Here is a 13,962-nt window from a genome sequence, read left to right as displayed (position 1 = left end):
ATCAAATTTACCACGTGAGGAGGTCTGCGCAGGGTGCGCGGAGAAATTTTGGAGGACGACATGAATTCCACCATCCCCAGCGGACACCCGCAAGCGAGGATGTGTGAGACCAGAAGCAGCAGCGCCGCCCGGACGTGCGCCGTTCTGCTCTGGACCAAGTAATTTTGGATTTCTGCACCTACCGGTCTTTCGGTCGATGCAAACCACGTGACCTGCCCGGAACAAGTAACTCCTCTCTCCCTGGTTCCGGGCAGGCACGCCAATTTCAATTTGGTGTGGCGGCCAAAGAGGAGGCAACGACATGGACAACCAAGACCTGATCAAGACCTTTAAAGAGATCGTTGGGGCCAAACATGTCCTGACTTCCGAAAGCCAGACAGAGCGGTATCGCAAGGGGTTCCGCTCTGGGGAAGGCGAGGCCATTGCGGTGGTTATCCCCGGTACGTTGGTTGAAATGTGGAAGCTTCTGCAGGCCTGCGTGGCTGCCGACAAGATCCTGATCATGCAAGCGGCCAATACCGGGCTGACCGAAGGCTCGACACCCAAGGACAGCTATGACCGCGATGTGGTGATCCTCTCGACGCTGCGCATGGACAAGATTCACCTGCTGGATGAGGGCCGTCAGTTCGTGAGCCTGCCCGGCGGGACGCTCTTCAAGCTGGAAAAAATGCTGGCCCCACTGGGGCGTCAGCCGCATTCGGTGATTGGGTCCTCCTGTATCGGGGCCTCGATCCTGGGGGGCGTGTGCAACAATTCCGGTGGCTCGCTTGTGCGCCGTGGCCCTGTGTTCACAGAACTGTCTCTTTACGCGCAGATCACGGCGGACGGGCGGCTTGAACTTGTCAATCACCTGGGCATTGATCTGGGCGACGCGCCCGAAGAAATCCTGGGGCGTCTGGATCGCGGTGAGATAGATCCCGCGGCCGTGAGTCAAGATGCGGGCCATGCCTCGGCCGAGGGCTATGCCTCCAAGGTGTCGGATGTCGATGCCGACACGCCAGCGCGCTATAACGCAGACCCAGGCGGCCTTCATGAGGCAGCGGGATGTGCTGGAAAACTTGCCGTTTTTGCTGCGCGTCTCGATACCTTCCCGGTCGAAGAAGGCGAAAAAGTCTATTACATCGGCACCAACAGCCCGTCAGCGCTAACCGAGCTGAGGCGCAGGGTTCTGACCGAGCTTGAAGACGTGCCGGTCAGTGGTGAATACCTGCATCGCGAATGTTTCGACATTGCGCGCCGATACGGCAAAGATACGCTTTTGATGATCCATTGGTTTGGAACGGACCGGTTGCCGCTTTTCTTTGCGATGAAGGGGGCTCTGGACGCGCGGCTCAACAAGCTGCGGTTTCTGCCAAAGAACCTGGTGGACCGCGTCATGCAAGGGTTCAGCCGCCTGGTGCCCGAAGCATTGCCCAAACGTTTGATGCAATTCCGGGATCTGTTTGAACATCACCTGATCCTGAAGGTGTCGGGCCATACCGCCGCCGACACAGAGACCATTCTCAACGACACGGTTGGCGCCGAAGGGTGGTTTCTCTGCGACGAGATGGAAACCAAAAAGGCGATGCTGCACCGGTTTGCCGCTGCGGGTGCCGCGATGCGTATGCATGCGGTTAATACATCCACAACCGAGGATGTTCTGGCGCTGGATATTGCGCTCAAGCGCAATGACCGCGAGTGGCTGGAAACCCTGCCGGAAGAGATCGAACGCGATCTGGTGGGCAAGCTCTATTACGGGCATTTCCTGTGCCATGTCTTCCACCAGGATTACATCTTGCGCAAAGGGGTCGACGCCAAGGCTGTGAAGGCCAAGATGCTGGCCCTTCTGGACACGCGTGGCGCGGAATATCCAGCCGAACACAATGTCGGGCATCTTTATGAGGCCAAGCCTGCGCTGGCCGCACACTACAAAGAACTCGATCCCACCAATTCTTTCAATCCCGGCATCGGTAAGACGTCTCGCGCGAAGCACTACGGTGCGGAGTGCGGCTGTAACCATATGCCGGCAGCCGCCGAATAAGGAGAACACGATGTTCCAGGTCAGATTACACGGACGCGGAGGGCAGGGCGTTGTGACCGCCGCCGAGATGCTCTCAATCGCGGGGTTTGTTGAAGGCAAACACGCGCAAGCGTTCCCCTCCTTTGGGTCAGAGCGCACCGGCGCACCGGTGGTCAGCTTTTGCCGTCTGGACGACAAGGAAATCCGCCGTCGCGAGCCTATTCTGGAGCCGGACTGCCTGATTATTCAGGATCCGACACTGTTTCACGCGCTGGATGTGTTTCAGGGGCTGAAACCGGATGGGTATGTTCTGATCAACTCGACCAAGGATTGGCACGAGCTGGGCATCGCCGACAGGGTTTCGCATTTGCCCAAGGGTCACGTGGTGGGCGTCAATGCGTCAGGATTGGCCAAGAAACACGTCGGTCGTCCCGTGCCAAACGCGGCCCTGCTTGGGGCATTTGCTGCAGAGGCGGGCCAGATCAGCCTTGAGAGCGTGGAAAAGGCCATTGGAACGAAATTTGGTGGAAAGATCGCCGAGGGAAACATCGCCGCGGCGCGCGCCGCGCACGCTGCAGCCTTGGGAGAGGAGCTTGAAGATGCTTAAACAAATGGAAGGCAGCCAGGCCGTTGCCGAGGCCGTAGCGCTCTGCCGCCCCGAGGTGATCTGTGCCTATCCCATCAGCCCACAAACCCACATCGTGGAACATTGTGGCGAGCTGGTGCGCGAGGGCAAAGTTGGCACCTGCGAATACATGAACGTGGAATCCGAGTTTGCCGCGCTGTCGGCCTGTATCGGGTCGTCGGCCTGTGGCGCACGCACCTATACTGCCACCGCGAGCCAAGGCCTGCTCTTTATGGCCGAGGCGGTGTACAACGCATCCGGTCTGGGTCTGCCGATCGTGATGACCGTGGCCAACCGCGCCATTGGTGCGCCGATCAACATCTGGAATGACCATACCGACAGCATGTCGATGCGTGATGCGGGCTGGATCCAGATATTTGCTGAAACCAATCAAGAGGCGCTGGACCTTCATATTCAGGCTTTCAAAATTGCCGAACGGCTGAGCCAACCGGTCATGGTGTGTATGGACGGGTTTATCCTCACGCATGCCTACGAGCGGGTTGAAATGCCAAGCCAGGAACAAGTTGACGCCTTCCTGCCTCCGTTTGAGCCGCAGCAAGTGCTGGACCCGGCCAATCCGTACTCGATTGGCGCCATGGTTGGCCCAGAAGCATTCACCGAAGTGCGCTATCTGGCGCATGACAAGCAGATGCAGGCGCTCAATGTGATCCCCGAGATCGCGGCTGAGTTCAAAGACATCTTTGGACGTGACAGCGGGGGCCTTCTTCGCAAGTACCACACCGAGGATGCTGACACGATTATCGTGACACTGGGCTCGGTGGCGGGCACGGTGAAGGATACCGTCGATGAGATGCGTGAGGCCGGAAAGAAAATCGGCGTTGTCACCATCGGCTCATTCCGCCCGTTCCCAACCGCTGAACTGCGCAAGGTTCTGGCAGAAGCCAAGGAAGTGGTGGTGCTTGAGAAAAGCTTTGCCGTGGGGTTTGGCGGGGTGGTGGCCAACAACGTCATGATGGCGATGCAGGGCACGCGCACGCATGTGAATACTGTCGTTGCCGGCCTTGGCGGACGCCCCATCACTGATGCCTTCGCTGCACAAGCTCTTTGATCGGGCCATGGCGGGTAAACTTGAGCCGGTCGAGTTCCTCGATTTGCAATGGGACATCGTGAATGCCGAGCTGGCGCGTCAGCGCGCGCAGATCGCCTCTGGCCCCGTTGCCGAGAGCATCCTGAAAAACATCCAGGTCGACACCGCCTTTGGCGGCGCGGCTGGCCATGCAGCCGAATAAGGGGGCAGAGCGATGAACGAGATACCAAAACTTCGCACCGCAGATGATATTCCCGCGGATCAGAAGGTGAAATTCTACCAGAAGGGCACCTTTACAGTGGGCAACCGCTTGGTGGACGCCGATGAGCGCAATGTTCAGTCGTCGATGAACCGCTCCAACGCCATCACCTCAGGCCACCGGGCCTGTCAGGGTTGCGGCGAAGCGCTGGGTGCGCGCTATGCGCTTGATACCGCGATGCGCATGTCAGACGGCGATATGATCGCGGCCAACGCGACGGGCTGTCTGGAAGTGTTCACGACACCTTATCCCGAAACCAGTTGGCAAATGCCCTGGATGCACTCGCTCTTTGGCAACGCGCCTGCCGTGGCTTCGGGCATGCAGGCGGCGATGAAAGCCAAGGGGCGCAAGACCCGCGTGATTGCTCAAGGCGGCGATGGGGGCACGGTGGACATCGGCTTTGGTTGCCTCAGTGGCATGTTCGAACGCAATGATGACGTGCTCTATATTTGCTATGACAACGAAGCCTACATGAACACTGGCGTGCAGAGGTCCGGTGCGACACCGGGCGGCGCGCGTACCGCGACCACAATGCCCGCGGGCGAGGCCTATCCCGGCAACGTCTTTGGCACGGGGAAAAACCTGCCCAAGATCGCCATGGCGCACAATATTCCTTACGTGGCCACAGCCTCGGTTGCCTATCTGCAAGATTTGGAAGCCAAGGTTGAAAAAGCCATGAGTTTCAAGGGTGCACGTTACATCCACGTTTACGTACCGTGCCCGCTTGGTTGGGGCTGTGCGTCGAACAGCACGATCAATCTGGCCCGGCTTGTGGTCGAGACAGGCATGTTCCCACTCTTTGAAGCGGAACATGGTCAGGTGACGGCCACGCGCCCGATCCGCAGCCGCGTCCCGATTGAGCAATATCTCAAACCGCAGCGCCGCTTCGCCCATCTGTTCAAAACAGATGCCGGTGCCGAGGCCATCAAAAAGCTTCAGGCCATGTGTGACTACAACATCGCGGAGTATGACCTGCTGCGCCCGGAAGAGGAGACCGTCTAATGACCCTTCCAACAACAGCCCCCTTCGCCATTACTGTCGATGTCGGTACGTCGCTGGACAATCACACCGGCAGCTGGCGGACCGAGCGTCCGGTCTATCTGGACCGTCTGCCACCTTGTAACAATGCCTGCCCGGCCGGTGAAAACATACAGGCCTGGCTCGCGTTGGCCGAGGAGGGCAATTACGAAGACGCCTGGCAAGAGATCATGAAGAACAATCCGCTGCCGGGCATCATGGGGCGCGCGTGCTATCACCCTTGTGAAAGTGCGTGCAACCGCAAGGACATCGACTCGCCCGTGTCCATCCACGCCGTTGAGCGGTTCTTGGATGACCAATCGCGGAAGCTCGGCTGGGTGCCGCGCGTGCCCTCTGAGCTGTCCGGCAAGAAGATCCTTGTTATTGGCTCTGGGCCTTCGGGTCTCTCTGCGGCCTATCATCTGCGCCGTCTGGGCCATTCGGTCACGATCTATGAGGCTGGACCTGTCGCCGGTGGCATGATGCGCTTTGGCATTCCCGCCTACCGGCTGCCGCGGGATGTGGTCGAGGCCAACATCAAGCGGATCGAAGACATGGGCGTGGAGTTTGTGCTCAACAAACGTGTCGAAGACATCGCCGCCGAGAAGGAAGCGGGCGGTTTTGATGCCGTGTTTCTTGCCATTGGCGCGCATCTGGCCAACCGGGTGAACATCCCGGCGGCTGATGCTGGTCGCGTTCTGGATGCCGTGGGCGTGCTGCGCGATATGGAAACTGCCGAAGACAAACCCATGCTGGGCCGTCGCGTGGTGGTCTATGGTGGCGGCAACACCGCCGTGGACGTGGCCCGGACCGCCAAGCGCATGGGGGCCGATGAGGCCATCATCGTCTATCGCCGCAACCGCGATCAGATGCCGGCACATGACTTTGAGATGGATGAAGCCATCGAAGAAGGCGTGATCGTCAACTGGCTGACCACGATCAAGGAAATGGATGACAGCGGCAAGGTTATGGTCGAACGTATGGAGCTTGACGAAAACGGCCGCCCTCAGCCCACCGGTGAAATGGATGAGCTAGAGGCCGATACCGTTGTCATGGCTTTGGGTCAGAACGTTGACACCAGCTTTGTTGAAAAGCTGGAAGGCGTTGAGATTGCGGATAAAACCATCCGGGTGAACACCCAGTTCATGACCGGCCATCCCGGTGTCTTTGCTGGCGGCGATATGGTGCCCTCCGAGCGGACAGTGACGGTTGCGGTCGGCCACGGCAAACACGCCGCACGCGCCATCCACGCCTGGCTTCAGGCGGATACCTACACCAAGCCGGAGAAGCCCGAGATCGCTGATTTCGACAAGCTGAACCCGTGGTATTACACAGACGCGCCAGAAACCGTGCAGCACATGCTGGACATTGAGCGCCGCAAATCAACTTTTGGCGAAGTCGTAGACGGGCTTGATGAAACCAATGCTCTCTACGAGGCGCGCCGTTGTCTGAGTTGCGGCAACTGTTTTGAGTGCGACAACTGCTATGGCGTCTGCCCTGATAATGCGGTGATCAAACTTGGGCCGGGCAAACGGTTTGAGTTTGACTATGACTACTGCAAGGGCTGCGGCATTTGCGCGGCGGAATGCCCATGCGGTGCCATCAAAATGGAGCCCGAGGAGATCTGAACGAAAGATCATGCCTCTTGTTTGAAACAATTTTCCAATGACAGCCTCGGGGGTATCCGGGGCTGTTGTTGTTTCGGCCTCATGCGTATCGCTGTGGAAACAGCGTAGGATTTGGGCTATAACGTCCTTAATAAATGTTTCCTGGGCACACAGGGACGACTTGAGGCAGAGACGGCGGTGACTCATTTAATACAATAAGACTTTGGGTTTGTTCTGCTTTTTGCAGGGCGCGGCACCTTTGTTTCTGCTCGCAGGTGGGGCGAGCACGTGGCGGACTATACGATTGCGATACTCCCTGAGAGTGATGTCACCATAAGCGGTGGCACCATTCTTGACGGCGTGACGCAAGGCGATGGGTCGCATTTGGTGGGTGCATTCATCACGCTGGGCAATGGTCCGCTCACTCAACTGGATGTCACTGATAGCGGCAGTGACGCGGATTTTGACGACAATGACGGCAATCAACGGCTAGACGGGGCGCAGACCTTTGATGGAGTCTTGTTCTCAAACGGCACTCGTATCGAGGCCGAGTATCAGTTTGAGCTTCGCGACAATGACACAGGTGAGATTTACCAAGTCATTGGCGTCAACCTACGCAACTCCTCACCAGCTTTCGGAACGGTTGAGGGGCTTGCTTTTGTTGGGCAGTTTCCACCGCGTGGGGTGTCGCTGGAGGTCATTTCTGCGGCTGAGGGGCCGGGGTCCAGCGGGCAGGCGGACATACCTGCCGCCGACTTTGTCACGTGTTTTACACCCGGTGTGCAGATTGTAACGCCCGAAGGAAACAGAGCGATATGTGACTTACGACCCGGGGATGACGTGATCAACAAAGACGGAGAAGCCGTCACAATCCGCTGGATCGGCCGTCGGTGCTTTGATCACGCACAGCTTTTGGCCAATCCGAAACTATGTCCGATCCGAATCTCTGCGGGCGCCTTGGGCAATGGTCTGCCCAAACGTGACTTGCTGGTATCGCGCCAGCATCGCATGCTTGTGCAGTCCAAGATTGCAGAGCGCATGTTCGGGGCTTCGGATGTTCTTGTCCCGGCCATTGCCTTGACCGCACTGCCGGGGATTTACATAGAAACGGACGTGCAAGATGTTGAATATATTCACCTTCTGTTTGACGCACATGAAGTGATTTTTGCCGAAGGCGCCCCCAGCGAGAGCCTGTTTACAGGCCCCATGGCGCTAAAGTCTGTGAGTGATGAAGCTTTGCAAGAACTTTTGTCGATTTTCCCGCAGCTTGCGGCTGAGGATTACCAGCCCAAACCAGCGTGTTTCATTCCTCGGGGCAAACAGCAAAAGAAACTGATTGCACGGCATGTGCGAAACAAAAAGCCTTTGCTGAGCAATATCAGCTTCAATGCGTCTCAATCAGGCTGGCCAGCTTGAGGCGTTGAATTTTGCCGGATGGGCCTTTGGGTAATTCATCGAGAAAATGCACTGTGTCCGGGGTTTTGAAGGCTCCTAAACGTTCCTGGCAGATGCTTAGAAGCGCGGCAGATGTCAGGCCCGAGCCGTCCCGGACGCGCACCGCCGCTTCGATGGTTTCCCCGTACCGCGCGCAGGATCGGGCAAAGGCGGCGGCCTCGACCACGTCGGGGTGGGTATAAAGCGCTTCATCCACTTCTCTTGGAGCGATATTTTCCCCGCCTTTGATGATTAACTCTTTTAATCTTCCGGTGACAAAAACGTAACCTTCCGCGTCCATCTGCGCGAGGTCACCGGTGCGAAGCCAGCCGTCCCGAAATGCATCCGCCGTGGCCTCTGGGTTTTTGAGATAGCCACGCATGACATTTGGGCCGCGCACCACGATCTCGCCCTCAGTGCCGGTGGGAAGGGACAGCCCCGATCCATCTTGAATCGTCACTTCGCAGCCATAGGCGATGCCTGGTGAGCCGATTTTACGGATGCCTGGGGGCAGGGGGTTTGACAGGATCTGTGCCGCGGTTTCGGTGAGCCCCATGGTCTCAACAATTGGAATGCCAAAGCGGTTTTCAAAGGACGACTGCGTTTCAACCGCCAGAGCCGACGAGGCCGACCGCCCAAAGCGGATACGATCGCGACAGGCGAGACCAGGTTCGGTATCGCCGTGCAACAGGTGCGAAATGATTGTTGGGACTACAGAAAACCAGGTGATTTCCGCCTCATCCGCCTGCGGCCAGAACCTTGTGGCGGAAAACTTGGGTACGATGGCAAATGAGCCACCAGAAACAAGGCTCCCCATGACCGTCACGCACAGCCCGTTGATATGGTAGACCGGCAAAACGCAAAACCCGCGATCCTGCGGCCCAAGATCATGGGCCACCGCCGTGGTCCACCCACCCGCCAGCAGGCTCGAATGACTGTGCACCACGCCTTTCGGGCGGCCGGTGGTGCCCGAGGTGTACATCAAGAGGGCATCATCATCCGGCATGATTTCGTGCAACTGCGCTGTGGCCTGACCGTTTAGGGGAACGGGAACCACGTTTGCCCCATTGGCTGCGTCAAACAGCGTTTGGCATTCGGCATGCACATAGCCAAAGCGCGCTTCGGAATGGTCCAGCGCATAGGCGATGGCATCGCGCCCGGCAGCGAGGTTAATCATCGTCGCACGAAACCCGCCATAGAGGGCTCCAAAGAAGGCCAGAAGGCTCTCAACGCTATTGGGGGCAACAATGGCCACGCTTTCGCTCTTGTCACAGCCGATAGCGGTGAGCTGCGCAGCAAACGCCTGCGCACCATCGCGCAAGGCGCACCAGCTGACCTCACGATCAGTTCCCGGCAACACCACTGCGACGCCGCCCGACGCCGCCCGCGCGTCAAGCCAATCGCGAACAGTTCCCTCAGGCGGCGTTGTACGCGACAGATTCATTGCCCTGCAGCGTCCCAATACTCAGCGAAGATGTCCTCTAGGCTGGGTTCGCGTGCTGGGATTTCCCGAATGATCTTCGTGGTTTGCAGAAAGTGCTTCCAGTGCACATTCTCATCCACCGCATTGCCGCCCCACGCCCCGCAGCCCATCGAGAGCGAAAACGGCATTCCGTTCGTAAAGGATCCCCCCGTGGCAAAGGTATGCGCCTGATTGACGATGATGCGGCTTGTCGGGATTTCCCGCGCAAGCCTGTGCGCGCGGTCGTCTTTGGATGAATGCAGGCCGACCGAATGTCCTGCGCCCTGATGGTTTTGAATGGCCTGTGTGACTGCAACCGCATCGTCAAAATCCTGCGCACGATAGAGCGCCAGAACCCGGCTGAGTTTCTCGCCGCTTAGTGGATGATCCGGGCCGATGCCATTGGTGGGCACAGCGATGTATTCCGTGCCGTCAGGCACCGCATCTTGGAGGCCAAGCGCCGTGATCATCTTGTCGGCATCCTGCGCGATGACCGCGCGGTTGAGATGCCCATCAGGCCAGAGCCGCGCCACGATCCCCGCCTCATCCTCGACCACCGCGCCGCCCGCGCACGCCATGGCGGCGACAAAGGCGTCATAGACCGCGTCCACGACCACAACGGCGTTCTCCGACGAACAAGATGTGGCGTTGTCAAAGGTCTTGGAGGCTCGGATTTTCTCTGCAGCCTGATCGAGATCGGCGGTTTCATCCACGATCACAGTGACATTGCCTGCGCCCACCGCCACAGCAGGCGTGCCGCAGGTTTGCGCCCGCACAACGTTGTTCTGACTGCCCGTGGCCACGACCTTGTCGCAGGTCTCCATCAGGCGTTGAGTTTTCTCTTTCGACCCCGGGGCCGGGACCATCAGCACCAGATCCGGGTCCTCGCCAATCTTGGCAAACTCGGCATGGATGTAGCCCAGCAATGTCTCGCAAGAGGCCACGCCCTTGGGTGACGGGCCCACAACGATGGCATTGCCGCATTTCAGCGCGTTAATGATGTTGTTCGCCGGCGTCGCCGCTGGGTTGGTTGAGGGCACAATCGCGCCGATGACCCCCATGGGACGCGCAATCTCGGTAATTCCTGTTTCTGCATCATCGCGGATAACACCAAAGGTTTTCACATCCTTGATGTCGCGCATCAGACCCAGAGTCTTGCGATGGTTCTTGGTGATCTTGTCCGGCACATTGCCCAGCCCGGTCGTTTCAACCGCGAGCTTGGCCAGGGTCTCGTTGCGCCCTGGCTCCATGATCGCCCAGGCCGCTGCTTGGGCGGCACGGTCATAGCGTATCTGACTGCCCTCGGCCACATACCGCGCCTGTGCTGCGCGTGCACGCGCCACGATGGCGTCAAGCTCTGCAATGGGATCAGGGGCATTCATGTCGGGTCATGTCCGTTTGTGTTGGGGTAGGGTGGGTTTCAAACCCACCCTACGGTTGGTTTAAAGACCTGCGAGCAGCTCTTTGAGCGTCTCTTCGCGGGCTTTCCACATCGCAAGCACCTCGTCGCGGGTCATGATGTGCATTGGGCTGCCGCCCGCCTTCATGCGCTTGGCCACACGGGCGTTTTCGAACATCGCGGGCACGGTCTCAGCCAGCTTGTCGATGATGCCTTGTGGCGTGCCCTTGGGCACCATCACGCCACGGAAATTCACCGACGCGTTGTCGATATCGAAGCCTTGCTCTTTCATCGTTGGCACGTCTTCCAGGAACTCGTTGCGCTCCAGATCAAAAACGCCGAGGATTTTGACATTGCCTGCCTCACGCGCGCGGAAGGCATCTGAGAGGTTGTTGACCCCGCCCAGCACTTCGCCCGCAATGACGGCTTTCATGGCACCCGCACCCCCTTTGTTGTTGGGAATATAGGCCAGCTTCACGCCCGCCGCCTTCTCAAGCTGCAGCGCTGCGATGTGGTGGCCCACGAAAAGGCCAGCGCCTGAAAAGGTAAGCTTTCCAGGGTTTTCCTTGGCGTAGTTCACCACGTCTTCCATCGAGTTGAACTCACTGTCAGCCGCGACCACGAAAACCGCCGGGTCAGCACCCCAGTTGGCGATGGGCTCAAAGTTTTCAGTGGAATACTCCACGCCGCCCTCGATGGACTGCGCGATGAAGTGCGGCACGTTGTAGGCGCCCAATGTGTAGCCGTCGGCATCGGCCTGCGTGGCAAACCAGTTCCAGCCGACACGACCGCCTGCGCCAGGCTTGTTGATGATGGCAATAGGCATGCCCAACGCGTCCTCGTTGCCCGCCGTCATGGTCACGATACGCGCCTGAAAGTCGGTGGCACCCCCGGCGCCGTAACTGACCATCAGCATCACGGGGCGTTCGGGATAACTGGCGTGACCGTCGGCAAACGCGCCGCCTGTCAGTGCCATCAGGGCAATCGAGGCCGCTGCAAGTAGTTTCTTCATAGGTTTTCCTCCCTTGGTGTGATCTGCCGCCTTTGCGGTTCAGAATAAGATTTCTTTTGGTGTGAAGACGGTGAGCAATTGGGCAAAGAGCCCGTACATCACCGCAAGAAAACCGGCTGTGATGAGGGCGCGTTTGATCCATGTGCGCGCCTCGCCATGCGGAGCCGGGTCGTAAAGCGATAACAGAATGAAAAAGGTGATCGTTGATGCGGTGTAAAAGCCCAAAGCCTTGGCTGCCCAGAAGACGTAAATCAACGCTACGATCAGGCCTGGCAAGATGTTGGTGATCGCGCCGCGGCTCAGGCCATTGCCTACCTTGGTGCGCCCCAGTACCGCCTTGCCAAAGGTCCAGAGGGCCAGAACCACAAAGACCGTCGAGATCAGCCGCGGGAACAAAAATGCCTCGGCGGGTTCCTGTGTATAGCTGATGTAAGCGACCGCTATGCCAACAGCGGCGACAAGACCGCTGGCAATGATGTGCTGAGTGCGGGGCAGGTCGGTCATGACAGGCTCTCCTCTTTGAGCACCGCGTCATCCTTTGTGGTGTAACGTTTGTCGCGCAATTCCATCCAGAGCGAATAGCCGACGGAGGCCACGACAATGCCGATAAGAACAAGGTTGAGCGTGCCGGAGAAGAAATATTCCCCCATGCTCGACGTGGCATTTGCAATCATCGAGCCTTGGATAAAGTTGGCCTCGGCGATCGGCCCAAGGATAAGGCCGAGCACCAGGGGGGCTGCTGAAAAGCCGAACCTTTCAAGGAAGTACATGCCTGTGCCAAGCGCCATCATGACATAGACATCGCCCATGGAATTTTGCACCGAGTAGCTCCCAAAGAGCGCAAGGCCCAGCACAACGGCGGCCATCACGGCATTCGGAACCTGCGCCACCCGCGCTGCCAACCCGGCCACATAAAGACCAAAGATACACATCAGGATCTGCCCGATCAGCATCGAATTGATAAACGTCCAGGCGACATCAGGGTAGTTGTCAAAGAGGTCGCTGCCCGGAAAAATACCGTGGATCAGCAACCCGCCCAGCAGCACGGCGGCGGTGGGCGAGCCGGGGATCGACAGGGTGAGAAGCGGTACAAGCGAGGGGCCAACCATGGCGTTGTTGGCACTTTCCGCAGCGATGACACCCTCGGAATGCCCGGTGCCGAATTTCTCGCGTTCGGGGCTGGTTTTCTTGGTCTGGTCATAGGCCACGAGACCCGCGATCTGACCGCCCACACCGGGAATGAGCCCGATAATGGACCCGGTGATCGTCCCGATGGTGAGCGCACGCTTGCGACGGAACACCTCGCCAACCGCTTGGCCAATGGGATGTTTTTCGACTGCAATGACTTCTGCGTCCAGTCGTTTACGCCCTTTGGCAAACATGGTGATGACTTGTGGAATGGCAAAAAGCCCAATCAGGGCCGGGATCACGTTGATGCCCCCCGCGACCGCGTCATGGAAGATGAACCGCTGCGCGCCCATGATGTCGTCAAAGCCAATTGTCGCCAGCCACAGGCCGATGCAGCCTGACAAAAGCCCTTTGACAACCGAGCTTGAATCCAGAGAACCGATGATGGTCACACCGAGTATGGCCAGCCAGAAAAGGTGACTTGGTCCAAAGGCCAGCGCCCATTGCGCCAGAACCGGGGTCAGGAAAATGAGCAGCAACACACCGAAAACGCCGCCAACGGCCGAGGCGAGAAAGGACAGTTGCAGCGCGCGTGCGCCTTGCCCTTTCTGCGCCATCGTATGCCCGTCGAGAGTGGTGGCAATATTGGCCGGGGCACCGGGTATCTTGAGCAAAATGGCACTCACAGCACCCCCTGCAACGGTAGAGGTATAGGCCGCCCCCAAAAGGATCAGACCCTGCGCCGGTTCAAGCCGGAAGGTAAAGGGGATCAGAAGCGCGACCGCCATGGTTGGCGACAAGCCCGGTGTCGCACCCAGGATCAAACCGCCAATCGTTCCAATCAGCAGCAGTCCGAAATTGATTGGCGTAAAGACATCGCCCATATAGGCCAGAAATTCCAACGCAGATGTCCTCCCCCAGTCCGCGAAAGTGATTGACCGGTCAGGGTAAGTGATGAAAATAGTTTTGCAA

Annotated in this window: 12 protein-coding genes; 7 read left to right on the top strand and 5 right to left on the bottom strand. The window is 58.5% G+C overall.

The window, feature by feature from the left end:
* The first annotated feature begins 301 nt into the window (after positions 1-301).
* The 7 genes from dld (at position 302) to RZS32_RS02780 (ending at position 7,971) form a co-directional block, all read left to right on the top strand.
* On the top strand, positions 302-2,020 hold the full coding sequence (gene dld, locus RZS32_RS02810; RefSeq protein WP_317055515.1) for a D-lactate dehydrogenase: 1,719 nt from the start codon (positions 302-304) through the stop codon (positions 2,018-2,020).
* A 10-nt stretch (positions 2,021-2,030) separates the two neighbouring features.
* Entirely contained in the window at positions 2,031-2,606 is a 576-nt protein-coding gene (locus RZS32_RS02805) for a 2-oxoacid:acceptor oxidoreductase family protein (RefSeq protein WP_317055514.1), read from the top strand.
* A complete protein-coding gene (locus tag RZS32_RS02800) occupies positions 2,599-3,693 on the top strand; it encodes a transketolase C-terminal domain-containing protein (protein ID WP_339106799.1) in 1,095 nt (364 codons plus the stop codon). Before RZS32_RS02805 ends, RZS32_RS02800 begins: the two co-directional genes overlap by 8 nt.
* Complete coding sequence (locus tag RZS32_RS02795; RefSeq protein WP_339106798.1) at positions 3,668-3,874, top strand: hypothetical protein; 207 nt, start codon at positions 3,668-3,670, stop codon at positions 3,872-3,874. The genes RZS32_RS02800 and RZS32_RS02795 overlap by 26 nt, the downstream gene beginning before the upstream one ends.
* 12 nt (positions 3,875-3,886) lie before the next feature.
* Positions 3,887-4,933, top strand: a complete 1,047-nt coding sequence (locus tag RZS32_RS02790) for a thiamine pyrophosphate-dependent enzyme (RefSeq protein WP_317055512.1) — start codon at positions 3,887-3,889, stop codon at positions 4,931-4,933.
* Positions 4,933-6,576 (top strand): NAD(P)-binding protein, encoded by a 1,644-nt coding sequence (locus tag RZS32_RS02785; protein WP_317055511.1) that lies wholly within the window; start codon positions 4,933-4,935, stop codon positions 6,574-6,576. Before RZS32_RS02790 ends, RZS32_RS02785 begins: the two co-directional genes overlap by 1 nt.
* Before the next feature lie 267 nt (positions 6,577-6,843).
* Positions 6,844-7,971: a Hint domain-containing protein gene (locus RZS32_RS02780; RefSeq protein WP_317055510.1), complete on the top strand. Its 1,128-nt coding sequence runs from the start codon at positions 6,844-6,846 to the stop codon at positions 7,969-7,971.
* Here RZS32_RS02780 and RZS32_RS02775 read toward each other — a convergent pair.
* The 5 genes from RZS32_RS02775 to RZS32_RS02755 are packed head-to-tail and all read right to left on the bottom strand — an operon-like array spanning position 7,940 to position 13,874.
* Complete coding sequence (locus RZS32_RS02775) at positions 7,940-9,433, bottom strand: AMP-binding protein (RefSeq protein WP_317055509.1); 1,494 nt, start codon at positions 9,431-9,433, stop codon at positions 7,940-7,942. The genes RZS32_RS02780 and RZS32_RS02775 overlap by 32 nt on opposite strands.
* Complete coding sequence (gene sauS / locus RZS32_RS02770; protein WP_317055508.1) at positions 9,430-10,833, bottom strand: acylating sulfoacetaldehyde dehydrogenase; 1,404 nt, start codon at positions 10,831-10,833, stop codon at positions 9,430-9,432. The genes RZS32_RS02775 and sauS overlap by 4 nt, the downstream gene beginning before the upstream one ends.
* Before the next feature lie 60 nt (positions 10,834-10,893).
* Complete coding sequence (locus RZS32_RS02765) at positions 10,894-11,862, bottom strand: tripartite tricarboxylate transporter substrate binding protein (protein WP_317055507.1); 969 nt, start codon at positions 11,860-11,862, stop codon at positions 10,894-10,896.
* Positions 11,863-11,901: 39 nt separating this feature from the next.
* Positions 11,902-12,366, bottom strand: coding sequence for a tripartite tricarboxylate transporter TctB family protein (locus tag RZS32_RS02760; RefSeq protein ID WP_317055506.1), 465 nt, complete (start codon positions 12,364-12,366; stop codon positions 11,902-11,904).
* Complete coding sequence (locus tag RZS32_RS02755; RefSeq protein WP_422395951.1) at positions 12,363-13,874, bottom strand: tripartite tricarboxylate transporter permease; 1,512 nt, start codon at positions 13,872-13,874, stop codon at positions 12,363-12,365. The genes RZS32_RS02760 and RZS32_RS02755 overlap by 4 nt, the downstream gene beginning before the upstream one ends.
* Positions 13,875-13,962 lie beyond the last annotated feature (88 nt).

Source organism: Roseovarius sp. W115, from assembly GCF_032842945.2.
Lineage (GTDB): Bacteria > Pseudomonadota > Alphaproteobacteria > Rhodobacterales > Rhodobacteraceae > Roseovarius > Roseovarius rhodophyticola.
The sequence above is the reverse complement of the archived record's forward strand: the minus strand, read 5'-3'. Positions and strand labels throughout refer to the sequence as shown.

Coding starts and splice junctions, on each gene's coding strand:
- RZS32_RS02790 (WP_317055512.1), top strand. CDS start 3,887: ATGAACGAGATACCAAAACTTCGCACCGCAGATGATATTCCCGCGGAT.
- RZS32_RS02805 (WP_317055514.1), top strand. CDS start 2,031: ATGTTCCAGGTCAGATTACACGGACGCGGAGGGCAGGGCGTTGTGACC.
- sauS (WP_317055508.1), bottom strand. CDS start 10,833: ATGAATGCCCCTGATCCCATTGCAGAGCTTGACGCCATCGTGGCGCGT.
- RZS32_RS02795 (WP_339106798.1), top strand. CDS start 3,668: ATGCCTTCGCTGCACAAGCTCTTTGATCGGGCCATGGCGGGTAAACTT.
- RZS32_RS02755 (WP_422395951.1), bottom strand. CDS start 13,874: ATGGGCGATGTCTTTACGCCAATCAATTTCGGACTGCTGCTGATTGGA.
- RZS32_RS02775 (WP_317055509.1), bottom strand. CDS start 9,433: ATGAATCTGTCGCGTACAACGCCGCCTGAGGGAACTGTTCGCGATTGG.
- RZS32_RS02785 (WP_317055511.1), top strand. CDS start 4,933: ATGACCCTTCCAACAACAGCCCCCTTCGCCATTACTGTCGATGTCGGT.
- dld (WP_317055515.1), top strand. CDS start 302: ATGGACAACCAAGACCTGATCAAGACCTTTAAAGAGATCGTTGGGGCC.
- RZS32_RS02800 (WP_339106799.1), top strand. CDS start 2,599: ATGCTTAAACAAATGGAAGGCAGCCAGGCCGTTGCCGAGGCCGTAGCG.
- RZS32_RS02760 (WP_317055506.1), bottom strand. CDS start 12,366: ATGACCGACCTGCCCCGCACTCAGCACATCATTGCCAGCGGTCTTGTC.
- RZS32_RS02765 (WP_317055507.1), bottom strand. CDS start 11,862: ATGAAGAAACTACTTGCAGCGGCCTCGATTGCCCTGATGGCACTGACA.